Annotated in this window: 24 protein-coding genes; 4 read left to right on the forward strand and 20 right to left on the reverse strand. The window is 66.4% G+C overall.

The window, feature by feature from the left end:
- Positions 1-3: 3 nt before the first annotated feature.
- The 6 genes from NDI76_RS15295 to NDI76_RS15320 form a co-directional block, all read right to left on the reverse strand.
- The gene (locus NDI76_RS15295; RefSeq protein ID WP_310924996.1) at positions 4-918 is read right to left on the reverse strand and encodes a universal stress protein; all 915 of its coding nucleotides are present in this window, start codon (positions 916-918) and stop codon (positions 4-6) included.
- A gap of 103 nt (positions 919-1,021) precedes the next feature.
- Positions 1,022-1,906 (reverse strand): aldo/keto reductase, encoded by an 885-nt coding sequence (locus tag NDI76_RS15300; protein WP_310924997.1) that lies wholly within the window; start codon positions 1,904-1,906, stop codon positions 1,022-1,024.
- 304 nt (positions 1,907-2,210) lie between these two features.
- The gene (locus NDI76_RS15305; protein ID WP_310924998.1) at positions 2,211-2,981 is read right to left on the reverse strand and encodes an IclR family transcriptional regulator; all 771 of its coding nucleotides are present in this window, start codon (positions 2,979-2,981) and stop codon (positions 2,211-2,213) included.
- Entirely contained in the window at positions 2,978-3,163 is a 186-nt protein-coding gene (locus tag NDI76_RS15310) for a hypothetical protein (protein ID WP_310924999.1), read from the reverse strand. Before NDI76_RS15310 ends, NDI76_RS15305 begins: the two co-directional genes overlap by 4 nt.
- 619 nt (positions 3,164-3,782) lie before the next feature.
- Positions 3,783-5,219: an MATE family efflux transporter gene (locus tag NDI76_RS15315; protein ID WP_310925000.1), complete on the reverse strand. Its 1,437-nt coding sequence runs from the start codon at positions 5,217-5,219 to the stop codon at positions 3,783-3,785.
- On the reverse strand, positions 5,219-5,356 hold the full coding sequence (locus tag NDI76_RS15320; RefSeq protein ID WP_310925001.1) for a hypothetical protein: 138 nt from the start codon (positions 5,354-5,356) through the stop codon (positions 5,219-5,221). The genes NDI76_RS15315 and NDI76_RS15320 overlap by 1 nt, the downstream gene beginning before the upstream one ends.
- 687 nt (positions 5,357-6,043) lie before the next feature.
- Between NDI76_RS15320 and NDI76_RS15325 the strand changes: the two genes are divergently transcribed.
- Together NDI76_RS15325 and NDI76_RS15330 are read left to right on the forward strand one after the other, a co-directional pair.
- On the forward strand, positions 6,044-7,840 hold the full coding sequence (locus NDI76_RS15325) for a BCCT family transporter (protein ID WP_310925002.1): 1,797 nt from the start codon (positions 6,044-6,046) through the stop codon (positions 7,838-7,840).
- 272 nt (positions 7,841-8,112) lie between these two features.
- On the forward strand, positions 8,113-8,274 hold the full coding sequence (locus tag NDI76_RS15330) for a hypothetical protein (protein WP_310925003.1): 162 nt from the start codon (positions 8,113-8,115) through the stop codon (positions 8,272-8,274).
- A 38-nt stretch (positions 8,275-8,312) separates the two neighbouring features.
- On the opposite strand, the gene NDI76_RS15335 is transcribed toward NDI76_RS15330, so the two are convergent.
- The gene (locus NDI76_RS15335; RefSeq protein WP_310925004.1) at positions 8,313-8,756 is read right to left on the reverse strand and encodes a universal stress protein; all 444 of its coding nucleotides are present in this window, start codon (positions 8,754-8,756) and stop codon (positions 8,313-8,315) included.
- Between the two features lie 515 nt (positions 8,757-9,271).
- On the opposite strand from NDI76_RS15335, the gene NDI76_RS15340 reads away from it, so the two are divergent.
- Positions 9,272-10,723, forward strand: coding sequence for a hypothetical protein (locus NDI76_RS15340; RefSeq protein ID WP_310925005.1), 1,452 nt, complete (start codon positions 9,272-9,274; stop codon positions 10,721-10,723).
- An 81-nt stretch (positions 10,724-10,804) separates the two neighbouring features.
- Here the strand turns inward: NDI76_RS15340 and NDI76_RS15345 are convergent, their stop codons facing one another.
- The 8 genes from NDI76_RS15345 to NDI76_RS15380 form a co-directional block, all read right to left on the reverse strand.
- The gene (locus tag NDI76_RS15345) at positions 10,805-12,058 is read right to left on the reverse strand and encodes an ABC transporter substrate-binding protein (RefSeq protein WP_310925006.1); all 1,254 of its coding nucleotides are present in this window, start codon (positions 12,056-12,058) and stop codon (positions 10,805-10,807) included.
- Between the two features lie 266 nt (positions 12,059-12,324).
- On the reverse strand, positions 12,325-12,846 hold the full coding sequence (locus NDI76_RS15350) for a cohesin domain-containing protein (RefSeq protein WP_310925007.1): 522 nt from the start codon (positions 12,844-12,846) through the stop codon (positions 12,325-12,327).
- Complete coding sequence (locus NDI76_RS15355) at positions 12,843-14,663, reverse strand: DNRLRE domain-containing protein (RefSeq protein WP_310925008.1); 1,821 nt, start codon at positions 14,661-14,663, stop codon at positions 12,843-12,845. The genes NDI76_RS15350 and NDI76_RS15355 overlap by 4 nt, the downstream gene beginning before the upstream one ends.
- 562 nt (positions 14,664-15,225) lie before the next feature.
- Positions 15,226-16,350 carry an ABC transporter ATP-binding protein gene (locus NDI76_RS15360; protein ID WP_310925009.1) on the reverse strand — a complete coding sequence of 375 codons (1,125 nt, stop codon included), beginning with the start codon at positions 16,348-16,350 and terminating at the stop codon, positions 15,226-15,228.
- 24 nt (positions 16,351-16,374) lie between these two features.
- Positions 16,375-17,229 carry a carbohydrate ABC transporter permease gene (locus tag NDI76_RS15365; protein ID WP_310925010.1) on the reverse strand — a complete coding sequence of 285 codons (855 nt, stop codon included), beginning with the start codon at positions 17,227-17,229 and terminating at the stop codon, positions 16,375-16,377.
- Positions 17,226-18,188, reverse strand: coding sequence for a carbohydrate ABC transporter permease (locus tag NDI76_RS15370; RefSeq protein ID WP_310925011.1), 963 nt, complete (start codon positions 18,186-18,188; stop codon positions 17,226-17,228). The genes NDI76_RS15365 and NDI76_RS15370 overlap by 4 nt, the downstream gene beginning before the upstream one ends.
- Positions 18,189-18,196: 8 nt before the next feature.
- Positions 18,197-19,615 (reverse strand): ABC transporter substrate-binding protein, encoded by a 1,419-nt coding sequence (locus NDI76_RS15375; RefSeq protein ID WP_310925012.1) that lies wholly within the window; start codon positions 19,613-19,615, stop codon positions 18,197-18,199.
- A 207-nt stretch (positions 19,616-19,822) separates the two neighbouring features.
- Positions 19,823-20,665 carry a hypothetical protein gene (locus NDI76_RS15380; protein ID WP_310925013.1) on the reverse strand — a complete coding sequence of 281 codons (843 nt, stop codon included), beginning with the start codon at positions 20,663-20,665 and terminating at the stop codon, positions 19,823-19,825.
- 461 nt (positions 20,666-21,126) lie between these two features.
- On the opposite strand from NDI76_RS15380, the gene NDI76_RS15385 reads away from it, so the two are divergent.
- Complete coding sequence (locus NDI76_RS15385) at positions 21,127-21,864, forward strand: hypothetical protein (RefSeq protein WP_310925014.1); 738 nt, start codon at positions 21,127-21,129, stop codon at positions 21,862-21,864.
- A 69-nt stretch (positions 21,865-21,933) separates the two neighbouring features.
- Here the strand turns inward: NDI76_RS15385 and NDI76_RS15390 are convergent, their stop codons facing one another.
- The 5 genes from NDI76_RS15390 to NDI76_RS15410 are packed head-to-tail and all read right to left on the reverse strand — an operon-like array spanning position 21,934 to position 26,415.
- Positions 21,934-23,799 carry a DUF2264 domain-containing protein gene (locus tag NDI76_RS15390; RefSeq protein WP_310925015.1) on the reverse strand — a complete coding sequence of 622 codons (1,866 nt, stop codon included), beginning with the start codon at positions 23,797-23,799 and terminating at the stop codon, positions 21,934-21,936.
- Positions 23,800-23,859: 60 nt separating this feature from the next.
- Positions 23,860-24,657 (reverse strand): energy-coupling factor ABC transporter ATP-binding protein, encoded by a 798-nt coding sequence (locus NDI76_RS15395; protein ID WP_310925016.1) that lies wholly within the window; start codon positions 24,655-24,657, stop codon positions 23,860-23,862.
- The gene (gene cbiQ, locus NDI76_RS15400; protein ID WP_310925017.1) at positions 24,645-25,469 is read right to left on the reverse strand and encodes a cobalt ECF transporter T component CbiQ; all 825 of its coding nucleotides are present in this window, start codon (positions 25,467-25,469) and stop codon (positions 24,645-24,647) included. Before cbiQ ends, NDI76_RS15395 begins: the two co-directional genes overlap by 13 nt.
- Positions 25,466-25,765, reverse strand: a complete 300-nt coding sequence (locus NDI76_RS15405; RefSeq protein ID WP_310925018.1) for a PDGLE domain-containing protein — start codon at positions 25,763-25,765, stop codon at positions 25,466-25,468. The genes cbiQ and NDI76_RS15405 overlap by 4 nt, the downstream gene beginning before the upstream one ends.
- A complete protein-coding gene (locus NDI76_RS15410) occupies positions 25,762-26,415 on the reverse strand; it encodes an energy-coupling factor ABC transporter permease (protein WP_310925019.1) in 654 nt (217 codons plus the stop codon). Before NDI76_RS15410 ends, NDI76_RS15405 begins: the two co-directional genes overlap by 4 nt.
- Positions 26,416-26,552 lie beyond the last annotated feature (137 nt).

A 26,552-nucleotide genomic window follows, 5' to 3' on the forward strand; every position in this document is an offset into this window, starting at 1 on the left:
ATTCTACTCCGACTTCGATTTCGACGACTCCGACGTCCGGTTCCGCGCGTTGACCGCCAGCACGGGCGCCTCGGAGCGGCGGACGAGTCCTTCGGTCGTGCTCCCGAGCAGGTACCGGTCCAGTCCGGTCCGACCCGCCGTCCCCATCACCACGAGGTCGATGTCCTCCCGGTCGACGTAGTCCAACAGCGTCCGCGCGGCCGACCCGCGCCGAACGTCGGTGACGGCTTCGAGACCTCGCTCGCGCGCCCGCGAAGCCACCTCGTCGGTCGCTTCCTCGCCGTCGGCCTCGATGCGAGCGATGATGTCCTCGGGGAGTCCGTAGGTAGCGCTCGCCGTCATCCCGCCGAGGTCGACGACGTTCACCGCGTGGACGCGCGCCCCGGCCGCCTCGGCGACGGCGAGGCCGTGGTCGACGGCCGCCTCGGCGTACTCGCTCCCGTCCGTCGGGACGAGTACCTCCTCGTAGCCGCCCGCTTCGCCCTCATCGGTCGCTCGCACCGTCAGCACGGGAACGTCGGACAGTCTGAGCACGCGTTCCGTCACGCTCCCGGCGACGTAGCGCGTCAGTCCCGTCCGCCCGTGCGTTCCCATCACCACGAGGTCGACGTCGTTCTCGTCGGCGTAGTTCAGGATCACCTTGTCGGGTCGGCCGCGGACCACCGCGGTCCGGACCGCGTCGACACCCGCCATCTCGGCCTCCGCCGCCTCGACGGCGCGTTCGCCCTCGGCCTCCAACCGGTCGGTGAACGCTTTATCCACGCCGCCCGCGTTGAACGCCCCGGCGGCCGCCTGAACGTCGACGACGCTGAGGAGGTGCACCGTCGCGTCGAACAGTTCCGCGAGGTAGCCGGCCTGCCGGGCGGCACGACCCGCGTGTTCGCTTCCGTCGGTCGGAACGAGGATGGCGTCGTACATGTCTTTCACGTCGACGTGGGTCGCCGTCGGTCATAAATCGTCGCGGTAGTTTCCACCGCGTGGCAACTCCCGCGGCTCGAAAATTCTGAACCGTGTGAAATTTTTAGTGGTGGAGCTGCTCGGGGACGGGGCTGTCCTCGCCGCGGAGTCGCTCGATGAGCGACCGCTGGGCGGCCTCGTCCATCCCGTCGTAGCGGGCAGCGGCGTCGAGCACCATCGCGACGAGTTTCGGGTCGCCGGGCGAGACGACGCTCGTCAAACCCTGCGCGGCGGCGAAGTCGAACCGCTCTCGAATCTCGTCGGGTGCGCCGACCGGTTCGTACCAGTTCGCGTACGGTCGGTCCTCCTCGGGTAACTCCTCCGTCGACGGCCACGACCCCTTCGCGAACGCCTTGATGCCGAGCGTGCCGATTCCCTCCTCGTCGGCGCGTTCCAACACGGCCTCGTAGTCGTGCTCCTCGCCGTCCTTCCCGGCGACGACCGGGTTGAGCGGGAACATCAGCGATTCGAGGTCGTCGATGCGGTCGACGGCGTCCAGAATCAGCCCCGGCGACCCGTGGCTCGTCAGTCCGATGTGGTCTATCAACCCCTCGTCTTTCGCGTCGCGGAACGCTCCGAGCGCCCCCCCGTCGCTCGTTATCTCGTCCAGTTCCTCCTCGTACTCCAGTCCGTGGACCTGGTAGAGGTCTATCTTCTCGACGCCCAGGCGGTCCAGCGAGCGTTCGAGTTTCCGCCGCGCGCCGTCGTAGTCCCGCTCTTGGGTCTTGCAGCCCAGGAATATCTCCTCGCGGTGCTGCCGGAGTTTCGGTCCGAGTTTCAGTTCCGCGTCGCCGTACGTCGGCGCCACGTCGAAGTGGTTCACCCCGCGGTCGAGGACGAGTTCCACCATCTGGTCGGCCCCCTCCTGTTCGAGCCAGTTGAGCGCTATCGCACCGAACGTCGCGACGGTGCTGTCGTGGCCCGTCCGCCCGAATGTGCGCGTTTGCATGCGTACCGCTAACGAGCACAACACGAATAAACTGTGGGCTCCCCCGCACCCGACGGTCGCTCCGTCCCGTCGCCCGACGGCGACCCGAAGCACCGGCGGAACCGCTTCGTCGTCCGTCCGCCGCGAGCGAGAACAACGACATACGCGTGGCCGAGGCTCCGAATCACCGTCGGCCTCCCCCGTCGAATAGTTTCGAGACGGCTCACAACCTCTACAATTTCCAAAATTTGTACGGCTCAGAGCGCCGCAGTCGGACGCGCGTTCCCGTTCGAACAGCGGACACGGTGGTGTCCGTACCGGTGCTTCACGTCCCCTGCTCGGCGAGTCGCCGTTCGAAGACGGCGGCCTTCTCGTCGAGTGCGTCCACCACGGCGCGCTCTCTCGACTCGTCGTGGGCGTAGGTCGGCGCGCAGACGTTGATCGAACCGCACACCGTCCCGTCCGGTCCCGTAACGGGGACGCCTATCGCCCACATCCCCTCGATGGCCTCCCCGAAACTCGTGGCGTGCCCCCGTTCCCTGACGGCTTCGAGTTCCTCCACGAGTTCGTCGGCGTCGGTGATGGTGCGTTCCGTCTGTGCGGGAAGCCCCCACCGGTCGAGTATCGCTCGGACTCGCTCCTCTGAGTACTCCGAGAGGATGGACTTGCCCGAGGCGGTGCTGTGGACGTGGAACAGTCGGCTGTCCACGAGCGAGGAAGCGGTGTCCGAGAACGTCGACACGTCGTACAGCGAGACGATGCGACCGTTCTCCTCGACGGTGAAGTCCGCCTCCAGTTGCGTCTCGTCGGCCAGTTCCGGCACGACCGCTCTGGCCACCTCGTAGGCTTCGTGCCGCTTTCGCGCGTAGTTCCCAAGGTGGTAGAGTTTCACGCCGACGTGGTAGGTGTCGCCCTCGCGGTTCAGATAGCCGTACTGTGAGAGAGTCTTCAGGTGGTTGTGGACGGTGCTCTTCGCCAACCCCGTCTCCGCGGTCAGTTCGGCGAGCGTCGCGCCGTCGAGTTCGGTGACGTGTTCGACGACCCGGAGCGAAATATCGGTCGTCTGGAGCGTATCTCCGGTTCTGCGCGGCTTCATGCCGTAGTCGTCGTCGTGAGAGTACTTATCAGTGTGTCTCGCGAGGCGACCGTTTCGGCTCTGTCCTCGGTCGCCGGCCGCTCCAGCGGATTTTGTGTCCACTCGCCGCCTTCGACGACCGAGTAACCGGTGTCGCGAAAGCCCGCGACCGACATCACGCGTTCCCTCGAGACGAGTAGCATAGGGACGGATTTCTCTACCACCCGGCGAAAAGACGTATACGGTGTCTGAGCCACGTAGACGGCGCCACCGAGCGTCGCTCACGACACGTTACAGCCGTAGCTTTGTCTTGCTCCGCTCCGAAGGCGTTTCCGGGAACGAACCCGTCCGAACGACCGTCGGGCCGGATGCCCGTCCGTTCGACTTTCCGAACCGTCCGGTTTCGGCAGCACGAACTCGCGCGTCCACGCTCTGTTTCTCGGAACCCGGACGGCGGTCGGACGTCTCGACGTAGTTCTACCTGCCGTGTTTTGCGACTACTATAGTAGCGTCTGCAACTGTGTACTCATCCGACCGCACGCAGTCGTGCGGTCGAGTGTGTGATGACTTGCAGACGCTACTATAGCTCCCGGTCCGCGGTGGTCCGGTCGTGATACCTTCGTCTCCGCCGCGGACGGCCGAGTGGCGAGGAAACGACGACCGCTCGTCGCAACCCCGTGCGCTTCGCCGTCCTCCGAACGCGAATGTCTCTCCCATCATACTTCGGTCGGTGCGACGCGCTCGAAAGCGGACTTCGAGGTCTACTTCATTCCCTCGTCGACGGGGTCGGGGATGGACGTTCCGTAGCCGTCTGCGGCGCCGTCAGTCGTCCGTGGGGGCGTCCCCCCGCGGACGCTCCCCGCCGTCGACGGCCGACCCGGTGAGGTCCGCCTGCCGCCACGTCCCGCGCCGGAACCAGAGGTAGGCGATGGTCGCGCCGACCGCGTTCGAGACGGCGAACGCGAGCCAGATGCCGGACGAACCGAGGCTTCGGGACGCGAACCACGCGATGGGGATGCGGACGACGCCCTGCGTGAGGATGGCGATGGTGGCGGCGATTATCGTCTTACCAGCGCCGCGGAACCCGCCCGCGTACGCGCGCATGATACCGATGAAGCCGAACGTCGGCGCGACGTAGCGGAGGAACGTCGCCCCCACGTCGACGACCGCGGGGTCGTTCGTGAACACGGCCGTGATCGGTTCGGCGGCGAGGAAGACGACGACGCCCGCGAGCGTCAGGAGTCCGAACAGCACCTTCGCCGCCAAGTCGTTCGTCCGCGCGGCGCGGTCCTCCTTGCCCGCGCCGATGTTCTGTCCCGTCATCGTCTCGACGCCGCGCGCGAACGCGATGGCGGGCAGGAAGACGACGGAGAACATCCGCGTCCCGATACCGTAGCCGGCGACCACGGTCGAAGAGAACGTCCCCACGATGACGAGAAGGGCGTTTATCGACAGCGCCCGCCCCATCCCGCCGACGGAGGCCGGCGCGCCGATTTCGACCAGCCGACGGGCGTAGGTGAAGTCCGGGACCATCTGGTCGAGGTGGACGGTGACGCCGCGGTCGCCCCGGAGCATGATCGCGATGCCGACGGCCGCCGCCAGTCCGCGGGAGAAGATGGTCGCCACAGCGGCCCCTTCGATTCCCATCTCGGGGAACCGCCACCACCCGTTGATGAGGAAGGGGTCGATGACGATGTTGACGACGACAGACCCGAACATGACGAGCATCGGCGTGATGGTATCGCCGTACCCTCGCATCAGCGAGACGAAGACGAAGAATCCGAACATGAAGGGTATGCCGAGCGAGACGACCTCCATGTACGCCGTCGCCCCGGGGAGAACGTCGGGCGAGGCGCCGAGCAGTCCGAGCACTCGCTCGACGGAGAGATACCCGATCACTCCGAGGACGGCCGATGTGATGAGCGCGAACACGAGCGTCTGCGAGGCGGCGTACTCCGCCTGCTCCGGTTCGCCGGACCCCGTGTGCTGGGCGACGAGGACGCTGCCGGCGACGGAGAGTCCCATGCCCAAGGAGATGAGCAGGAACACCATCGGAAACGCGAAACTGATAGCCGCCAGCGCGTCCGTACTGTACTGACCGAGCCAGAACGTGTCCGCGAGGTTGTACGCCGTCTGGAACAGGTTGGTGACGACGATGGGTAACGAGAGGTAGAACAGCGGGCGGGCGATTCCGCCCTCGGTGAGGTCGAACTCCTCGCGCCCCTTGAACAGCGAGCCGAGGCGGTCCGCGAGTCCCATCAGCGCGTCACCTCTCCGCCCGCGTCCGACCCGTTCCGGCCCGATTCGACTGCGACGTCGCGGCGGTCGAGGACCGCGCGACCCCGGCGTCGGTCGCGCGTCGGCCTCGAAGTTCCCGTCGGTAGTTCGTCGTTCATCTCGGTGGTATCTGACTTACTGACTAGTCAGTCAAAAGAGTTCGGATGAGCGAACACTATCGATACGACGCCAGCACTCGGACAGCGCGCGATGGGCGGACGCTCACCCAGTCGACTCGCTTCTCGCTGTCGCCGTCGCCCTCGAACGTCTCGGGCGTCGCCCTCCGCTTGCACTTTTTCTCACAATCGCGCGAGTGGCGGCAGCCCCGGAGGCGACGGGTTTGACCGTCGTCCGTCCGCGAATCGAACGTTCGAAATCGTGGGATGAACGTTTTGGTAAAAAGACCGCCGCGACTCAACGTGTATCTTTATCTGCCAGGACGGTATCACGGACCGTGGGTCGAACAATCGTGACCAATGGTAGCACGATTGGATGTGTGTCACCGGTCGTTTACGCACGCGACCGGTTGGGGTGGCCCAATCTGATATAACGCTGGGACACGATGCATGAATTCACAGGGTACCAACGGCAGACACGGTAACCGAACCGGTTCGAGTCGAGGGGAATCCGCCTCGTTCGTCGCCGCCTCGGCGCCGTTTTCCGGGTCGGCCCGGCCGCGGTTCGTCCACACGACTCGACCGCTGGCCCATCGACGTCGACCATCGAGCGATAACCGCCTCGAAACGACGGAAACTAGAACATGAACGCACGCGAATACGGACGATACCGAACGGAGAGAGTACCGCATGGCGAGTAGTGACGATTCAACTGGCGAGATGTCCGACGGTCTTCAGGTCGAACTGTTCCACCCGGAGTCGGATCGCGAACCGGGTGACACGAACATCCAAAAATTCGGGTTCGACGTTCACCCAGTCGTCTTCCCGGTCGCGTTGGTTATCATCGCGACGTTCGTCGTACTGACGGTGTTCTTCCAGGACTTCGCGTCGCTCGTCGGGTTGCGGACCGCCGACGGAACGCTGATGACGGCGGCCGGGGCGTACGGCGCCATCCGAGGCTTCTTCGAGGGCACCTTCGGGTGGTTCTTCCTCCTCGCGGTGAACATCTTCATCGTGACGCTCGCGTACTTCGCGTTCAGCAAGTACGGGACGATTCGCCTCGGCGGCGTCGAGGCCGAAAAGGAGTTCAGCGACTTCTCGTGGATGGCGATGCTGTTCAGCGCCGGCATGGGCATCGGGCTCATGTTCTACAGCGTCTCCGAACCGCTGTACTACTTCTCTAACGTCCCGGGCTTCTTCGAGGCGCAGTCGGGTAGTGGCGGCGCGGGGGCGGCCGCCCTCGCGCAGACGTTCTTCCACTGGGGCTTCCATCCGTGGGCCATCTACGGCCTCGTCGGCCTCGGATTGGCGTTCTTCTCGTTCAACCGGGGGCTCCCCCTCACCTTCCGCTCTATCTTCTGGCCGCTGCTCGGCGACCGCATCTACGGTCCCATCGGGCACGCTATCGACCTCGTGACCGTCTTCGCCACGCTGTTCGGTCTCTCGACGTCGCTCGGTCTCGGCGTCAGCCAGGTCAACAGCGGCCTCTCGTACGTCTTCGGCGACATCTTGGGGCTCGTTAGCGTGCCGGTGGGAACCGTCCCGCAGATACTCCTCATCGCCGGCATCACCGCCATCGCGACGCTGTCCGTCGCGGCTGGCCTCGACGCCGGCGTGAAGAAACTGAGCACGGTGAACCTCTATCTGATGTTCACCCTACTCCTGTTCATGATCGTCGTCGGGCCCAGCGTGTTCATCTTCAGCGCCTGGATGCAGGGGCTCGGCACCTACTTCAGCAACCTCCCCGCCCTGTCGTTCTTCACGGGAACGATGGGGCCGGGGAGCGAGACGGTGTCCGCCTGGACGGTGTTCTACTGGGCGTGGTGGATCGCGTGGTCGCCGTTCGTCGGCATGTTCATCGCGCGCATCTCGAAGGGGCGGACGGTCAGAGAGTTCGTCGTCGGCGTGCTGGTGCTGCCGTCGCTGTTCTCGACCATCTGGCTCTCGGCGTTCGGCGGGAGCGCGCTGTTCAACTCCCTGCAGGGGAACGGCGCCGCGATGGCGATATACAACGAGTCGGGACAGACGTTCGCCATGTTCGGCATGCTCAACCAGTTCCCGCTGGGTGCCATCTCCGGACTGCTGGCGACGCTGCTCGTCATCACGTTCTTCGTCACCTCCTCGGACTCGGGGTCGCTGGTCATCGACCACCTGACCTCGGGCGGGAAGCACGACGTGCCGAAGGCCCAGCGCATCTTCTGGGCCGTCACCGAGGGCGGCGTCGCCGCGGTCCTCCTGTGGGGCGGCGGCCTCAACGCTCTCCAGACCGCCGCCATCGCCACGGGCTTCCCGTTCGCCGTCATCCTCGTGTTGATGTGCTACACGGTGTATCTCGGGTTGGACAACGAGTACGAACTCCTCCAGTCCGAGCAGTTCGCCGAGCGCATCGAGGACATGACCGACGGCGACGAGTTCGACGTGGAAACCTCGCGGCGGGACGTCGTCACCGACGTCAAGGGGACCAAGGACGCCGAAGGGTCGGACTGAGTTCGACCCCGACGCTGTCAGTCCCCGTTCCGGTCTCTCCCGTCGGTCCTCGTCCTCCCTCCGTTCTCACCCTCGTTCGGCGCGCGGCCGTCCTATCCACCGACGCCTCGGTCTCGACGGATGCGTCGCTCGTGAGCTAGCTACGTACTGGAAGCTACCTACTGGACGCTCCTCACGTCTACGCATGGGTCGACCGCGACCGACTCGACACGGCCGAACACCGCCGCGAGGAGTCCCCCGTCTACAAGTGACGGGGCGACGAGTTCGAGACGATGCCGGAACTCCTGCCGACGGCCGCGGCCGCGCTCGTCGTCCTCCTGTTCGCCGCCGCACTGGCGTTGATGGCGAGCGGCGACCTGCGAGCGGCGGCGTTCTGCTTTCTCGGCGCGAGTCTGATAATCTACTTCCGGGAGACGTACCTCCTCGACGACTGAGTCGCCCCGTTCGGACGCCCCGCCCGGCGGCGCTCCGGTTAGAGGTTGTCGGCTTTCATCCGCTCGGTGATGACCGGAACGGTCGCGGTTCGCACCACCTTGTCCGTCGTTCCGCCGAGGAGCGTACCGATTCTCCCGCGGTAGGCCGACCCCATCACGATGGCGTCCATCCTCTCCTCGTCGGCGAAGTCGACGATGCGCTCGCTGACCGATCCGCTCCGCATCGCTGTCTCGCAGTCCACGCCGTACTCGGCGGCGATGCCGCACAGTTCGTCGAGCACTTTCTCGCCGTACTCTTTGTACTCGGATCGAAGTTCCTCCTCGTCGTCCCGCAGCGAGAGCGCTCGGGGGACACCGGGGAGGTCGATGACGTAGAGACCGTGGACCGTCGCCCCTAGTTCCGCCGCGAGTTCGATACCGTGTCTCGCGGCCATCTCGGCCTCTGCACTTCCGTCGTATGGGATAAGTATGTCTTCGTACATGGTAGTCGCGGACGTCGTCGCACCGGCGGCCGGTCACGCGAGTCGGCGTTCGACGTCGAACACCCTGTAGCTTTCGACCGTTACCGTACTCACGCGTCTCCCGCCTGATTTCATTTCACCACGGTGGTCGCCCGTCTCGGCGGCGAACCCGATGCGCGTGCGGCGCTTACCGTCTAGTCGACCAATCACGCTAATTGTTCACGGTTAACTAGAAATTGACCGGGGGAGACGGTTCAGCGCCGACGCGGTATCGACTCCATACCGGTGAGTAACCGGTCGATGCGCGCGAACGCCGCCTGATTCGGTGGTACGCTATCCGAACTGGTTTGGCGTCCTCTCACCTCTGAAGGTCCCGTTAAGAGCCGTCGCGTCGGGATACGCTGATCAAAACTATACTGATGGACGAGCAACAGGACCACGAAGATGCGGCGCGACGCCGGGACGGGGTGCCGGGGTCCGCGTCGAAAGGGACAATCAGCGGGTTGTGGGAAGCCCGCTATTGGGAGTGAAACTCGATGCACGTGTTCACGCGACAGACGGTGGTAGAGTTCGGTGGGAACGAAGAACGTAAGACCGACGGCGACTCCGTTTCGGTACAGAAATCGGTCTCGCGGACGGACGAAGAGGTGGTCGTCGAGTACGAACTCGCGGTCGAACGGGAGACACCCGTCGCCGTGCGCGTGGTCGACGCGATTCCGGCGGACGAGCGCGTCGCTCGGTTCCGCGGCGACGTACACTACTACGAATTCTCCGAGCGGGGTTTAGAGCTGTACGCCGAAGTCGGGCACGACCCGGTGACCCGAATCTCGCTCTCGTTTCACGCTCCGGTGGCTGACGTCGACCGGTTCGACTCGACCCCGGACGTGAATCTGATACGGACGCTATCGGCCGTTCACGGGGACGGTGACGACCGCTCGACGGTCGATGAGGAGGTCGGCGACGACCGGCCGGCCGTCGGCATCGTCGCAACGGCGTCGAACGGCGACGCGCTCGTCCGTACCGCGCTTCGGGCGCTGACGCGCGGCTTCGTCGTCCTCCTCGGTGACCGAGGCGACGCCGACGTGGAAGCGCTCCGCCTCTGTGAGCGGTTCGGCGCGACGCGCGTTTCGCTGCCGAGTACGGAGGACGACGGCGACCTCCGGCGCGCCCTCTCGGCGGCGGCGCAAGCGCGGTCGCTCCCCGGTCTCGTCTTTCAGGGGTCGCCCGACCGTCGGATCGACTTCGACCGCTCGCTCGCGGACTTCCGACGAGCGGGCGAGTGCTCGGTCGAGGCGCGCTACGAGGACGACGCCGACGCGCGAGACGACCCGACGTCGCTGGCCGTCGCTCTCCTGACTCGCGGCGAGGGCGACCGCATCGGCGACGCCGTCGCCGCCGCGCGACTGTTCGCCGACGAGGTCATCGTCGTCGCTACAGGAAACATCGACGGAACGGCTAACAAAGCCGCCGCGACCGGGGCGACGGTTCGGTGGGACGACGGCGACCGGGGGCCCGGCGCGACGTTCCGCTCGCTGTTCCGGACGGCCGTCGAACGCGGCGCCGACGCCCTCGCCGTCGTCGAGGTGGGCGAGCGGTACGACGTCGGCGACCTCCCGCGACTCCTCGAAGACCACAGACGGGCCGACGCCGAGATTACGGTCGGACGCCAGTCCGACGGAGACGCCCGATCCGGCGTCAACCCGCTCGGTTCGACCCGAAAGTGGATAGCGAACCGCCGCACGCTCGCCCGCCTCGGCGCCGTTCGACTCCACCCGCTCGTCGGGCGGTTTCGGAGCGGTCTTCACGTCTACGACCGTCGGGCGTTGGAGACCCTGGCGGCGGACGAGTCCGTCGACGAGGCGTCCGACGTCGGTCTCGCAATCCTCTCTCACGCCGCGAGGCGCGGCTACCGCGTCCGGGAGGTCGACGGACGGGACGTTTCGACCCCGAGCGAGCACCGTTCGACGCCCGGTCCGCGGTCGGAGTGATGGTGGCGGCGTCGCGTCTCGGTTCGCGGGTGTCATCGCTCACGTTCGCCCGCGTCACCGCTGTCGCCCGCGTCCCGCGTCTCAGACGTCGCCGTTGATGGCGTCCGCGACCCGCCGGCGGTCGAACAGTCGCTCGTCCTCGGGGAGTTCGGGATACGGTCCCTCGGCGTACGTCGGCCACTCGCCGAATCGGTCGGGGTATAGCTGTTTGGCCGTCATCTCCAGTTGGAAGAGGTTGAGAATCGGTCCCTGGTAGCGCGCGGCCTGCGCGTACACGCGACCGTTCCGCACCGCCGAGAGCTGACTCGCGACGGGGTCGTCTTCGAGGGTCCGCCGTACTTGCGCCATGTCGGTACCGGGGGCCATCCCGCCGTTGCCGAGGATGACGTCCGGGTCGGCCTCCAACAGCCCCTCGATGTCGATGGCGTCGCCGGAGGAGACGTCGTCGCTGAGCGCCTCCACGGGCTTCAGCGGCCGCGTGTGCGCCGTGAGGGTTCCCGGATTCGTCACCTTGTACACGTATATCTGTTCGAAGTCGTTCGGCATGGCCATCACGACCGACGGCCGCTCGCCCTCGGGGGGGAGGTCCGACTCGATGGTATCCAGAAGACCCGAGTGTACGTCCGCCAGCGCGTCGTACTGTGCCTTCGCGTCGAACACCTGCGCCACCTTCTCGAACATCTCCCAGAGGCCGTAGTACTCGTAGCGGTCGGCCCACTCCTTCGGCGGTTCCTGACGTCTCGCGCTGTAGGCGTTACCGAACCACGGGGCGACGTTCCCGGCTATCTCCTCGATGTCGTCCATCCCCCAGTTGTCCTCGGCGAAGACGCTCGCCGGGTCCGCGAGGTGGACGTCCGAATCGAGTTCGTAGAGTTTCTCCTTGCTCGGCGTCCACGAGGAGTACAGCCCGCTCCAGTCGAGTTCGACGCTGTCGAGCCGCGGCGTGAACTGGTTCCACACGCCGTCGTAGTAATCGGGTGCGTGCATCGCGTTCACGTCGTTCCCGCGGCCGAGCGCGAACGCCATCCCGGCTAAGTGCGTCAGGCGCGTGAAGACGGTCTCGGGGACGGCGTCGAACGCGACTTCGCCCATCGGCGCCATCGTCACCGAGTACGAGTCGCCCACCGCGGTCGATTCGGATTCGCTCTCGCTCGCGTTCGAATCGGTTTCGGTTCCCGGGGCCGTCGTCGCGGTGTCCGTCGCCGACTCCGCTGTCGACCCCGCGTCGCTCCCGCCCGTACATCCTGCCAATAGTGACCCGGCGACGACCGCACCGCCGAGGCGGAGGTACCGCCGCCTCGTCGGGCCGTCTTGACCAGTCCGCTCTTCGTGCATATTATTTAGGCCTGCCTAAATTAGTATAACTACTTCGATGTAGGCGAGCCGAGATACTATCGGCGCAGAGGTCGGTATCGAGCGCGGCCGTCGAAAAGAAAGGGAGAAGGGAGGCCGGAGAGGGAAAGCGCTCTATCGCCGTCGCGACTGACGGCGCGTCAGCCGACCAGAAGGGTCACAGCCGCGAACGTGACGAGGAACCCGAATTCGGGCTTGGTCCCGCCAGTCGCGGTGGCGCCGTCCTCGGTGAGCGTTTCCGTCTACGGCTACTCGACGCTCAGGGTTACGTTGCCGTACGTCTCCGGAGTGAACGCTTGCCCGCCGTCGGTGACGAACTTCGTCTCCGACCGGTCGAACGAGAGCGCGGTGCTCTCGCCTGCTTCTCCGACCACCGTCAGCGTGATTTCGACTAAGACGGGATCGTCCATCTCCGAAGGGCGGGCCTGATTGAACACGACGCTACCGCTCTCGTTGTCCACATTCGAGACCGGGGCGGCGAAGTCGTCGCTCCCCGCTACCTCGTCGACCCGCACGACGTCGGGGTCGAAGCCGAGCCTCGTCTGGTAGCCGGTCACCGCCGACGCGTTCGCCCATACGGTCACCGTAATGGTCTCGCCGGGTTCCGCGGTGAGAGCGTCGTCCGGCGACGTCGCCGTTTCCTCTCCGACGCTGATCGCTGTCGTCGTCGCCGAGGCTGTCGATTCTGTCACCATGACCGCCCCGACGGAGACGGTTGCGATCGCCATCAGCAGGGCGCAGACGGCCAACACGTTGGTTCGGTCGCTCACTGCTGGCCCTCGCTGATGTTTCTCGCACCGATCGCATCGGCGATATCCACGTCGCCGTCGCCGTCCACGTCCGCCGCGTCGGCGTCGATGTCGACGTCCTTCCCGGCCACCGAGCGCTGGATTGCATCGACGTCGTCACCGTCCACGTCGCCGTCGCCGTCGGCGTCGCCCGTTACGGTGCCACCGTCGTCGCCCCCGTTGGACGGGGTGTACCGGACGGTGAGACGGGGTGGAGTGTCGCTCTCCGCCGTTGCGAGGTCGAAGCCGTCCTTTCCGGTGGGAGAGAACACCCACCCGAGGTTCCGTTCGCCGTCGACCCACGCCTGCACGCTCGCGGTCACGTCGACGGTGAACGTCCCCACTGCGACAGCGCTGGTCCCGACGACGGGGTCGGACGCCGCGTCGGAGTCGTTCGTTTGGATACCGCCGCCGACCGAGGTCCACGTGTCGCCGCCGTCCCAACCGGTGCGCATCTGGTGAAGCGTCGCTCCGTCGCCGTCGTTCACGCATTCGAGAGCCAGCGTGGCGGTGTCGACGGTCGATCCCGGCGGTATCTGTCGCTCGCCGTCGCCGACGATACCGTCGAACCGGAGGAGTGCCTGCGCGGCCTCTCCGGAGTCGGACGGTTCGTCGCTATCCACCGCCATCGTCTCCTCGTCTCCGTACGTCGTCGTCGGGTCGGACTCGTAGAGGGTGGTGTCGACCGTACCGCCGTAGCCGTCGACGCCCTGTTGGAACGCGGTGCTCGTCGGCTCCTTGGGTTCGGCGAAGCGAGCGTCGAAGTCGAGGTCGAAATCGAACTCGCTGTTAGCGTCCGTTTCGGCTCCGGTGACCGGCGAGTACGTCCGAACGTGGATTCGGTCGGGGGCGTCGTCGCTGCCGCCCTCGTCGGGTCGGAACTGGATCTGACGGAAGAGTCCGTGTCCCCCCTCGTCTCTCTGCTGATAGTTCGCGAGCATCTGGTAGACCTCCTCGCTGGCGTCGTTCATCGACACCTTTCGGGCCTCGCCGCCGCCTCTGTACCAGTGGCCGCAGAGGACCATGAACACCTGCGCGTTCGGTTTGATGAGCTCTTTCCAGACGGTCCGACCCGTGTTTCCGTCCTCCTCTTCCTCCTGGACGGATCGGAGTCGGACGACGGGGTCGGTCCGGAGGTACGAGTGCGTGGTGACGATGGTCGGCCGGTCGGAGTACTCTTCCAGCACTTCCTGCGCCCATCCGAGGGGCGTGGAGGGGTCGTCCACGTCCCCCCGCGGTTCCCACTCCAAGGCGAGATGGAGGAAGTCGTAGCCGCCCGCGGAGAACAGTTGGTAGCTGTTGAGTTCGTTGTCCCCAGGGCCCGCGCCGCCGAAGTAGTCCCGTCCCTCGTGACGCGAGGGTCCGAAGTACCGGACGTAGTTGTCGACCGATGAACTCCGCTTTCCGACGGTCTCCCAGTCGTGGTTGCCGGGGACGGTCGAGTAGGGGACGACGCCGTCGAGCGTCGACATGGCTCCGTCCATGTGCTCCCACTCTTCGATTTCGCTTGCGTTCTCGACCACGTCGCCGACGTGGCTCACGAAGGCGATGTTCTCGCTCTCGCGATTGTCGGCGATCCACTGCGTCATCTCGGCAGGATATTCCGACGTGTCCTCGGCGTAAAACTGCGTGTCGGGCAGGGCGACGATCGACCACGACTCCTCGCTCTGGGCCACCCCGGTCGATGTGCCGAATCCCGCCAGTCCCGCGCTGACTCCGAGGGCCTTCAGCACGGTACGTCGGGTGGCAGTCGGTCCCGCGGGGTCCCCCTCGACGTCGGTCGCTCGTAATCGTCTCATAGATTAGTTCTTACTCAGCATATTCATTACTTTTGAAGGATAGTTATACGTCAGTTAGGTGGCTTCTCGCGGCGTCTAACGGACGATTGAGTCGCCGGAAGCGATTCCCTGACCCTGCAGCGGTTCGATAGGATTCGACTGATGGGGACGAAATCGGTCGCTAACATCTCCGCTGTTCGCGCCCTTGACCGTCTCGCGACGCCGATTCGTGGTTATCGGTGCGGTATCTGCCTCGGTCACATCCGCCGTCGGAAACCCCGGTGACGGCCTCGATAGGCGGATAATAACGGAGGATTCGACGACAAGTATTATTACGGTAACATCTGCTCTGTTGACTTCTAATTGTCCGTCGATTCGACGAGCACTCGCATCAGCGACGCAACGCCGGGTCACCCCGTCCGCACCGATGTCGCTTTCTCTTCGAGCGAGAGCGGAATCGTTAGGAGAAAGACCGGCCGGGACGGCGGATTTCGGTTCGCGACTCGCTCCGATGCGGCGGACCCACTGCGGCCGACCCTGTCTCACCCCGCGTTCGTCTCCTTCGCTTCTCCGAGACCCGACGCTACGATGTGACCCGGGTCTCGTTCCGCGATTTGAGGTCGGCGTCGTGCGTCAGCAGCGTCCCGTCCTCTCGGTCGAAGAGGTACGTTCGATTGACGTCGATACTGACCGCATCGCCCTCTCTGACCGGCTTTTCCTCGATTTCGACCACGCTGCGGAGCTCTCCGACTTCGCTGTCGACGTAGACGATTCCCTCGTCGCCGACCGACTCGACGAGGGATATCTCCCCGTCGAGTTCTCCGGAACCGTCCCGGTGGACGGTCGTGTGACGCGGGCGGAACCCGACCATCACCTTCTCGGGGACTTCTTCGTCGATACCGGTTCCGATTCTCCATCCGCTCTCCTCTACTTCCACGGTCCGGCCGTCCCCGTTCGGACAGGTCGCCGGCAGGAGATTGATCTCGGGCGACCCGATGAACTGCGCGACGAACGTGTTGTTTGGTTCGTGATACACCGCGTGGGGGGAGCCGTACTGCTGTATCTCGCCCTCGTCCATGACGAGCATTCGGTCCGAGAGCGTCATCGCCTCCTCTTGGTCGTGGGTGACGTACGTCATCGTCCCGCCGACCTCTCGCTGAATCTGCTGCAGTTCGACGCGCATCTCCTTTTTTAGCTTCGCGTCGAGGTCGCTCATCGGTTCGTCCAAGAGGTACGCCCTCGGAGAGCGGATGATGGACCGCCCGATTGCGACTCGCTGCTGTTGGCCCCCGGAGAGGTCTCCCGGATACTTGTCCAGAAGCTCACCGATCTGAATCGTCTCGGCTACCTCCTGTGCCTCCTCGTACCGTTCTTCCTTCGAGTGGCCGCTCAGTTTGAGCGGGTACGAGATGTTCTGCCACACCTTCATGTGCGGGTAGAGGGTGATATCCTGAAACACGAACGCGAGGTTCCGGTGCTGCGGCGGGACGTCGGCGACCTCTTCGCCGCCCAGTTGGATACTCCCGCTGGTCGGCGTCTCCAACCCCGCGATACAGCGGAGCAGCGTCGTCTTCCCGCACCCGGACGGACCGACGATGCAGACGAACTCGCCGTCCTCGACCGTGAACGACACGTCGTCGACCGCTGTGATTGTGCCCGATTCGCCGCTGAACTCCTTCCGGAGTTCTTCTACTTGTATGTTTGTCATTTTGGATCAGTCTGTCTCGTCGCGTTACGCGGTCGCTTTGTACCCTTCGAGCAGGTACTTCTGAAGGAAGTACACCATGAGGAACGCCGGGATGACGATCGTGAACGCGATAGCCATCACCTGATTCCAGAACACGTAGTTCTGCACGGCGTACTGCGTGATACCGGTGGTGAGCGGTCGGAGCGCATCCTCGGAGATGAGCACCTTCGGGTAGGTGTAGTTGTTCCAGGCGGACTGGAACGCGAAGATACCGACCGCAATCATCCCCGGCGCCGCCTGCGGAAGCGCGACGTCCTTGAACGAGTGCCAGCGCGACCCGCCGGCCATCCAGACCGACTCCTCGTAGTCGAGGGGGACGGTCTGGAAGAACAGCCACATCGTCCAGATGCCGAAGGGGAGCGGCACGGACGCCTCGGCGATGACGAGGCCGAACAGGGAGTTGAGCAGCCCCAGTTCCCGCCAGATCTGGTACATGGGGAGCGACAGCAGCAGCGGCGGGAACATGTACCCGAAGAGGATGAGCCGCGCGAGCCACTTCTTCCCCCGGAACTGCACGCGAGTCAGTCCGTACCCGGCGAGCGTCGACGCGACGACGGTGAAGACGACGACGCCGGCGGCGACGACCAGGCTGTTCCGGTAGTAGGTGAAGAAGTTCGACGCGAAGAACACCTGCCGGATCGGCTCTAAGGTGATACTGGAGAAGATACGCGAGATGTTCCCGGACAGCAGCGCCTCCAGACCGCTGAAGGCGCCGATGACCAGCCAGATGATGGGCACCATCAGCGTGAGCAGCGTCGCCCAGACGACGATCTGATAGGATATCGATTTGATTCGAGCCGCCTGCCGGTAACTGAGGTAGGTGCCGACGATCTGCGTCATGCGACGCGCACCTCCTCTTCCGGCCGCGCCACTCGGAAGTACAGCACCGACCAGAGGGCGAGGAACACGAACATCAGCGCCGCGATGGCCGCCGCCTGACCGAGTTCGTACTGGTTGAACGCGATCTCGTACGCGAGCAGCGGTATCGTCGTGGTGGTCTGTCCGGGCCCGCCGCGGGTCATGATGTAGATGATGTCGAACTTGTTGAACATCCACAGCGTCCGGAGCAGCGCAGCGATGAGGATGACGTTCTGGATGCGCGGCAGCGTCACGTCGCGGAACTTCTGCCACGCGTTCGCCCCGCACATGGTCGCGCCCTCGTAGAAGTGGTCCGGGATGGACTGCAGGCGCGCGAGCGTCAGCAGCGTGACGAACACAGCGAACTTCCAGGAGGCGACGACCATGATGGTCGCCATCGCCGTCTCCGGGAGGCCGAGGAACGCGACCGGTTGGTCGAGGAGGCCGACCCGGAGGAGCGCGAGGTTGACGATGCCGTACTGCGCGTTGAGCATGAACTGTCCGACCATCCCGATGACGACGGCGGGCACCATGTACGGTAAGAGCGCGAGCGCTCGCGCGAGCACGTCCCCTCGGAAGTCCTTGTTGACGAGGAGCGCCAACCCGACGCCGAGGACGAGTTGGATGGCGACGGAGCCGAAGCCGAAGACGAGGCTCCTGACGAACGCGTTCTGGAACCCGCTGGAGGTCAGGATATCGACGAACCGGCCGGGACCGACCCAGGTCCAGACGGGGTTCAGCGTCGACACCTCGTAGAGGCTGAGGTTGAACGCCCACGCCATCGGGAGGATGGCGACCAGGAAGAACAGCGCGAGCGCCGGCCCCAGACAGACGACGAGCAGGGCGTACTCGTTCTCGAAGAGGTCGCCGAGGTAGCTGTTCGTCGTACGCGTCCACCTGCGCGGAACGAGCGAGCTGACGTAGTCAGTTGCCGAAGACATCCCTCGTCTCACTCCATCCCGGTGCTGCTGCGGAGTTCTTCGGCCGCGTTGTCTATCGCCTGTTCGACGGATGTGTTCCCCTGCGTGACGTCGTAGAACATCTGTCCGAGTTGGAACGACGTGAACGCGGGCGCGGCGTACGGGTTCGGCGGGTCCGTCTCGGCCGTGAACGGCTGTGAGTTGCCTCCGAAGAGGGCGTCACGTTCGCCCTGAATCGTCTCCTCGGAGAAGTTCTCGTTGAGGTAGTCCCACCCTTCTCGGTACCGCGACCCCGGTTCGTACCAACTTTCGTAGATCGGGATGTTGTGGAACCGAAGCGCGCGCGCGTACTCGACGAGTCGTTCGCCGGTCACCATGTACTGGACGAACTCCTTCGCCCCCTCGGGATTGGCGGAGCCCTGAACCAAGGCGTAACCGGTCGCCGCGGAGTTGCCCATCGGCGCGTCCCGGTTCGAGGCGTTGTAGGGGTTCGAGACCCGCTTGGTCGACTCCGCCCACGGCCGGTCCTGCGCGATGGACTGCGTCTTCGGGCGGCCGCCCGAGTAGACTGCCGTCGCCGTCGTCCCGCCGGTGTAGGACTCGTATATCTCACCCCAGTCCCAGTTCGTGGCGGTGGGGGAGTACTCGGTCATCTCCTTCGTGTACTCCAAGACCTCCCGCACTCGCTCGCGGTTGCTCCCCGAGTCGAGTGCGACCTGCACGGTGCCGTCCGACCGCCGCGCCACCTGGGCGTCGTTGCCCCAGAGGCGACACCAGGCGTGATACGACCCGTACACCGTCGCCGACGTCGTGTAGCCGAGTCCGAGGAGGTCGTTGTCGGCCTCGGTGATCATCCGCGCGGCCTCGCGCTCTTTTTCCCACGTGGTCGGCGCCGGCGCGCCGAGTTCGTCGTAGACGTCCGAACGGTACCAGTTGTTCGTCACCGACGCCACCGCCGGGACGAGTCGCGGTTCGCCCTCGTAGCTGAACTTGAAGTTGTCCGGTATCTCCTCCTCTTGCTCTTCGACCGCGCTGATCACGTCTCCGACCGGACGGAGGATACCTTGCACCGCGTACGCGCCGATGCGGAACTGCTCGGCGTTGATGATATCCGGCGGATTCCCGCCCTGAATCAACTGCGCGACGCGGCGGCCGTAGTCGCCGCCGATTTCGGTGAACTCGATGTCGACCGGGATGCCCCGCTCCTCTTCGAACTGGTCGGCGAACCCGTTCAGCATCTCCTTGAACTTGGGGGAGTTGTTGTTCGAGACGAACTTCACCGGTTCCGAGTTCGCCGTTCCCCCGCCGCCCGTCGTCGCACCGCTGCCGCCGCTTCCGCCCGAACAGCCCGCCATCCCCATCGCGACGCCGGTCGCGCCGGCGGTAGTCAGAAATCGCCGCCGTGATACTCGTTCGGTCCCGCCCTCGGTCCTGCCTTTTCGATCCATACCGGGCGAGAAGCTCGTATCATACACGTTTAAATGTTATTGATAATTGAGCGCATAAACCAATAATTAATCACACATACGTCCGAAGAGAAGTCTCGATTCGGGGTGTTTCGGCGGGAGGGTCGGTGCTGACCGACGCGTGGGTCACCGCCGTAACGCCCGCGTGCACGACCGCCGGTTATGTTCTCCGGCGTCGCCTCTCCGGTTCTACCGCTCTCTCGACGAGACGAACGCTCGCGTCAGCGCGGCGATTTCCGACCGGAACGCCGCCACGTCCACGTCGCTCTCGCGGTGCGCGAGTCGCCGGTGCTCCTCCCGCATCACGTCCTCGTACACGCGGTCGTACAGCACGTCCGCCGTCACGGTCCACCCCATCGCCTCGATTCGGTCCGCGACGCGTTCGAACCGCTGTTGCGTCGCACACTCCTGTGCGAACTCTTCGGCCGAGACGTTGACCGGGTTCGGGTCTCGCTCGCGGAACTCGGCGTGCAGCAGTCGAGCGCGCCCGCCGCGTTTGTTCCGAATCAGCACGCCCTTGGCCGGTCCGTCGTACCACGCCGACCGCGGGACGACGTACGACTCGGGGTCGAAGTCGCGGGTGTTCCGCTCTCGTTCGACGGCGTTCACCGGCCGGAGGCCGAGGCGCTCGAATATCTTCTCGGCGGTGTCGGGCGGCCGGAACCCGTCGGCCGACGCCGACCAGACGTCGACGCCGAGAAACGAGGGGATGCGCTCCCAGTCGTACTCGGTCGACCGTCGCTGGGTCGACCATCCGAAGAAGACCACGCTCTTCGGGTCGGCGACGGCGTTCCGGAGCGACTCGCGGTCGAGGTTCTCGCGAACGTGCCGGACGGCGTGCTGGTACGGCGCGGGGACGTCGTCGGGGCCGTCGTAGACGCGCGTCTCGTCACCGAAGCGGAGGACTCCGCCGTCGCCGAGTCGGAACCGAAGTCCAGCGCCGTCGACGAGTTCGAGCAACCAGAGATGCCCGCGCTCGAACATCTCGGCGGGCGCGTCCGCGGCGGTCGGTGTCGTCGGAAAATCCTTCATGGGAGATGTCTACGGTCGTCGAGTCGTCCGTTCGGCACCGCGGATGAAAAGCTATCCCTGCTCGGAGGGTGGGTCGAGCGGGTGCGCGGACGCTCGGATACGGCTACGCCCGCCCGCGACTCCGACGGCCCGCACTCGACCGAACCCCGTTCGGCGTCTCTTCGGGCGTCGGTCGCGAACGGATTGTGTTCTACTTCTATTTATCCCTGGGTTCGGTCGGAAAGAGACTCGATTACCGCTTTTATTCGGCTACCGGGTGCTCTCGGTCTCGTTATCCACGAGTACGTTAGTGTACAGGGAAGATTTGAGACCGAATACACAACTCAAGCTTTGCGTGCGGCGCTAACACGACCCAGTTTCCCCAATCTCTGCGAGTACTTCCGAATCGAGCGTTCTCCTCGTCGCGAAACGACCCCCTTCGCGGAGAAAAGCTATACGGCTGCCTGTCACTACTGCGACACGTGTCCTCCAGACGGAACTTCATCCGACGGGCCGGCGCGACGGCCGCGGTCGGAGTGGTGGCGGCGACGGCCGGTTGCCTGAACGGCGGGGTCGTCCGCACGAAACTCGGCGGCGGTTCGACCGATACGGTCGACCTCTCCTCGCCCGACGACGACGTCTTCATCCATCCGGACCAGTTCGACGCGTACCGCAACCGGATGCGAGCGGAGTACGGTGCGGCGGCGATTCCGTGGTCGGACCCCCATTCGTCCCCCGGTCGATTTTTCGGCGCCCACGCGCGCCGGATGGAGATCGTTCGGAGCCGACGGTTCGCGCTTCAGGACGCGGCCTTGCTCGTCCACCGTCTCGCGGACGACCGGTACCGCCTGCGCCTGTGGTCCGCCGGTCGACTCCTCGGGAAGCGCTACGAGGTCGACCCGTGGGGCTACTACACCGAGGAACCGGCGTTCACGTGGCTCGAACAGGAGATCGAAGCTGATTCCGGCGACCGCCTCTCCGCGGCCCGTTCTCTCTCGACCGACGGCGGTCGAGTCGGCGTCGCGGGCGGCGCGGTGACGGTGCCCGACGGCTCCTACGAGTCGGGTATCGGAGGCGAGACGTACCGGTCGCGCTGGGAGGGGTTCCACACCGGCGTCGTCCCGCTTCTCGGCGCGTGCGAACTGTCGGTCGCCGACCCGTCGGAGCGCCGGTTCACCTGGCGTCTCTCCAACGGCGTCGGCATCCGAACGCCGTACTGATACCCGACTGCGACCGACGTCGGTAGGCACGCCGCACGTCCTCCGCTCGGCGAACCTCCCGCACGCGAATCACCGTTCCTCCGACGAACAGCGGAGCAGCGTTTCGCCGTCGGCCGTCTCGACGACGACGCCGCGGTCGGTCGCCTCGAATGACACATTCGGGTCGGCGTCCCACGCGCCGTCCGCGCGGGGGCTGGCGGCGACCGTGGACCCGAGCCAGTGCGTGCCCGACTCGTGCGTCGACCGGAGCGTCGGGACCACCGTTCGCGGGTGATAGAGGTTGGTGTTGGGTTCTTCGTCGACCACCGCGGCCGTCCGGCCGCCGAACCCGTCGGCAATACCGCTCACGCCGTTCGGGTACCGCGCGACGGCGGTCCCGCCTCGCGTGCGGTGGACGACCCCGTTTCCGTCCCCGTCGTCACCCGTCTTGTCGAGCGCGAATCCGCCCTCCTCGGCGTGGACGGTCCGGTCGGTCTCGATTCGGTGGACCCGCACGTGCCACGGGAGCGCGGGGGCGAGCCACGTTCGGACTCCGACCCCATCCCACGGCTCCCACCGGACGGAGAGGGTCGTCCCGTCCATCTCGGTCGCCGTCGCCTCCCGAAGCGTGACGTACCTCGAGCCGTCGAGGCTGAGCGCGAGCGCGCTGTCGTGACCCGCCCGCCCCGCGCCCGGACGCCGGCTCGCGACCGAGAAGCCGAACCGTGCGGAGTAGGCGAACTTGGCGTACTTCTCGTGACCGTGCGGGCTCGTCTGGGGGAGCGACAGCGCGAACAGGTGGTCTCCCCCTTCGCTCCGGCAGACCAGCTTCCCGGCCTCGGGTTGGGTGGTAAGCGCCGGCAAATCGGGCAGTGGTTCCGCTTCGGCCCGCCAGAACGGGTGGTCGGCGGCAAGCGCGAGCGGGAAGAACGCCTTGAGCGCCCAGTAGGGGGAGTTTGGCGAGTTGTAACTCTCGGATATCTTCAGGGTGGGATAGCGGTAGCCCACTGACAGGAGTCCGCCGTCGGTGAATATCGGCTGGTCGAGCCACCAGCGGACGTTGCGCGCCCACAACCCTCTGATGGCCCCCCACGAGAGCGCGTCGGGTTTCGCGTCCGCGAACGCGAGGCCGCCCCAGAACGCGGCCTGCGCGAACCGGTAGGTCAGACTCCGACCGTAGGGTATCGCGCGACCCGCCTCGTCGAACCAGTGGACGTACTCCGTCGCGAACGCCTTCGCGCGGGCGCGGAACCGCTCGGCCCGCTCGTCGCCGTCCTCGGCCATCGCGGCGTCGAGGAGGCCGTAGAACTGCATCGCCCACGGGAGGTAGTAGTCGACGGGACTCCCGCTCGCCCGCTCGGCCGGCCCGTCGGTGTACCAGCCGCCGCCGCGGGAGAACGACTCGAGTCGGTCGAGCGACGATTCTGTCCGGTCGGCGTCGTGCGGCGCCCCGACCGCTCGGAGGCCCCGGTTCACCATCACCCGGAAGAACAGCCAGTTGCAGTCGTGCAGTTCGGCGTCGTTTATCTGGTCGAGCCACGTCGCCAGCCGCTCGCGCTCAGTGTCCGAGAGCGGCTCCCACAGGTGTTCGGGAACGAGCGCGAGTCCGACGCCGATGGCCGCCATCTCGACGTGCTTCTGCGAGTAGTCTCCCGCGGCGCCCCAGTACTCCTCGTGTTCGGGGTTCGTGCCGTTGACGAGTCCCTCGCGAATCTGCGGCCAGCGCCCGACCTCGGCGTGAACGCCGAGCGGAACCAGCCCCCACAGCAGGCGCGAGAATCCTTCGAGTTCGGCCGCGGTGTCGGAGAAGTGTGCGCCCGTCGCCGTGGGTCGAATCCGCGCGTTGCCCGGACTGACGTGTGCGAACAGCGGCTCGACCAGTTGCGCGGCGGCGCGCTGGAACTCCCCGCGCGTCCGGGGAGCGACGTCCACCGGGTTCGACCCTCTGGGATTCATACTCGCACGTACACGATTTGTCACATAAGTGTACTGCCGCGTTCCGGCGGGTAGCGGGGGTCACTCGCCGCGCCGCAGGCGCCGCCGCGCCGACTCGACGGTCAGCGGAAGGTCGTCCCGCTCGACGATTCCCTCGAACAGTCGAACCGCGGCGGGCGGCCGCAGACCGTGGTTTTCCAGCAGCGACCGGTCGGTGAGTATCTCCCGAACGGGGCCGTCGGCGGCGACCGAGCCGTCCCGACTCACGAGTACGACCCGTTCTGCCACCTTAGGGACGACGTCGACCGAGGGGGTGAACCATAGGAGGGTCCCCTCGCGGTCGGTCACCAGTTCGCGGATTCGCTCCCGGTACCGGGCGTCGACGGCGCCGAACGGTTCGTCCAAGAGGAGCACCTCGGGGTCGAACGCGAGAACGCTCGCCACCGCGGCCCGCTGTTTCTCGCCGCCGGAGAGGCGGAACGGCGGGCGGTCGAGCAGCGCCTCCAACCCGAGTTCTGCGGCGAGTTCGCCCACGCGCCGCCGCGCCGCCTCCCGCGAGTGTCCGAGTTGGGCGGGACCGTACTCGACGTCCTCGCGGACGGTCGTGTTGAACAGGTAGTCGTCCGGGTCCTGCAGCAGCACGCCGAGGCGGTCCCGGACCGCCTCCGCGTCGTCCGTTTCCCCGAAGTACGTCACCGTCCCCGCGGTCGGTTCGACGAGGCCCCCGAGGGCGAGTTGGAGCGTGCTCTTGCCCGACCCGTTCGCCCCGACGACGGCGACGCGTTCTCCCGGTTCGACGGTGAGGTCGACGCCTCGAACCGCGGCCGTGCCGTCGGCGTACTCGTAGGTCAGCCCGCGGGCTTCGATTACGGGAGCCATCGGACCACCCCCGCCCCGACGACGGCGGCGACGGCGCACGCGCTCAGGGCGTAGTCGTACCCGTCGACGGCGCGGGAGCGACCGTACGGCGACGGCGGCCGAGCGCCGCCCCGCGCTCGCATCCCGCGACCGACGCGCTCCCCGCGGTCCAGCGTCCGCAGCAGGAACGTCCCCGCCAGTCGCTTCGCGTCGCGCCACTCGCTCCGAGCGCCCGCCGACCCCGTCGTTCGGCTGTTCCGCGCCAGCACCAGCCGCTGCAGTTCGTCGAAGAACAAGAAGAGATACCGGTACGTCACCGCCAGCACCCACACGAGCGCCACCGGAACCCGGAGTTCGCGCATCGCGGCGACGAGCGCCGAGAACGGCGTCGTCATCGTGAGCAGTGAGAGGAGCGCCACGCCGACCCAGACGCGCGCGGTGAACCGAACGACGTAGGCGACGCCGGCGTCGGTGAGTTCGACGGCGACGCCGAGCAGACTCGCGCCCACCAGCGCGTCGCCGGGTAGCAGGACGGCCTGCGGGAGGACGACTGTGGCGGCCGCCGCCGGAACGACCGCCGACCGCCCCAGTAGCTCCCGGAGGGGGACCGCCGACAGCAGCGCCAGTCCGACGGTCGCGGCGCCGAGACAGAGCGTCACTGCCGGCGTCCGCGCGAGCATCACGGCCAGCGCGAACCCGCCCAGCGACAGGAGCGTCACGCGGGGGTCCCGGCCCTGCAGGAACCCGTCCTCGGCGGCGACCCGTTCGGCCGCGAAGACGGCGCGGAGCGCACCCGAGACGGACTCGACCGTGCGGGCGAGGACGCCGGTCACCGTTCGAGAAGCCGGCCCGCGCCGACGCCGACGGCGAGCGTGAGCGCCGTCCCGACGACGGCGGAGACGAGCGTTCCGAGCGACGACCCGAGGCCGGGCACCGAGTAATCCGGGAAGAGTGCGGGAACGGTCGAAGCGGCGGCGTCGGCCGCACCCGTCTCCTCGGCGGCGTTTTCGAGCGGTTCGGCGTAGCCGACCGCGCCCGAGGCCCACCCGAACACCGGCGCGAGGGCGACGAGGACGAGGAGCGCGACCACCGCCCGGCGGACCCACGGCTTCCCGAGGACGGCGTTCACAGGCCGACCCCCGAGGCGCATCCGTCGTCTCCGTGACCGAGCACGAGGTCCGGTCGGGCGTCGGCGACGTAGCCGTAGACGGCCGCCGTGATGGCCCCCTCGACGACGCCCAACAGCGCGTGGCCGACGACCATGATGGTGACCGTCGTCCCGAGTTCGTACGCGAACGCCGAGGACGCCCCGACGCCGACGCCGACGGCGAGAGCCGAGAGCGTGATCGCCCCCCACCCGGCCGCGAAGGCGGCGCCGGTCTCGTGAACGCTCCTGCAGGCGCGGAACAGCGCGTAGCCGACGAGCACGTCGACGACGGCCATCGCGAACAGGTTCGCGCCGAGCGCGACGATGCCGCCGTCGCCGAACACGAGCGCCTGAATCGAGACCACGGCGGTCATCGCGAGGACGCCGAGCGACGGACCCAGAAGGATACCGGCGAACGCACCGCCGACGAAGTGAGCGCTCGTTCCCCCCGGTATCGGCCAGTTGAGCATCTGCGCGGCGAAGATGCCGGCGGCGACGACGCCGAGCAGCGGCGTCCGCTCGTCGCCGAGTTCGTCCCGCGCCCGCCGCACCGCGACGCCGATGGCGATACCCGCCCCGAGCCAGAACAGCCCCGCGACCCACGGGTCGAGAAATCCGTCCGGAATGTGCATTCGTCACGCCCGTCGCGCAGCACCGGAATAATACTTTTGCTCCGAATCGTAATACTCGTTCGCGGAACGCGCGGCGCCGCCGCGACGCCGGCGTGCGCCGTCCGCACGGGTCGCCCGCGGCGCTCGCTATCAACTGT

It is taken from the genome of Halogeometricum sp. S1BR25-6 (assembly GCF_031624495.1).
Lineage (GTDB): Archaea > Halobacteriota > Halobacteria > Halobacteriales > Haloferacaceae > Halogeometricum > Halogeometricum salsisoli.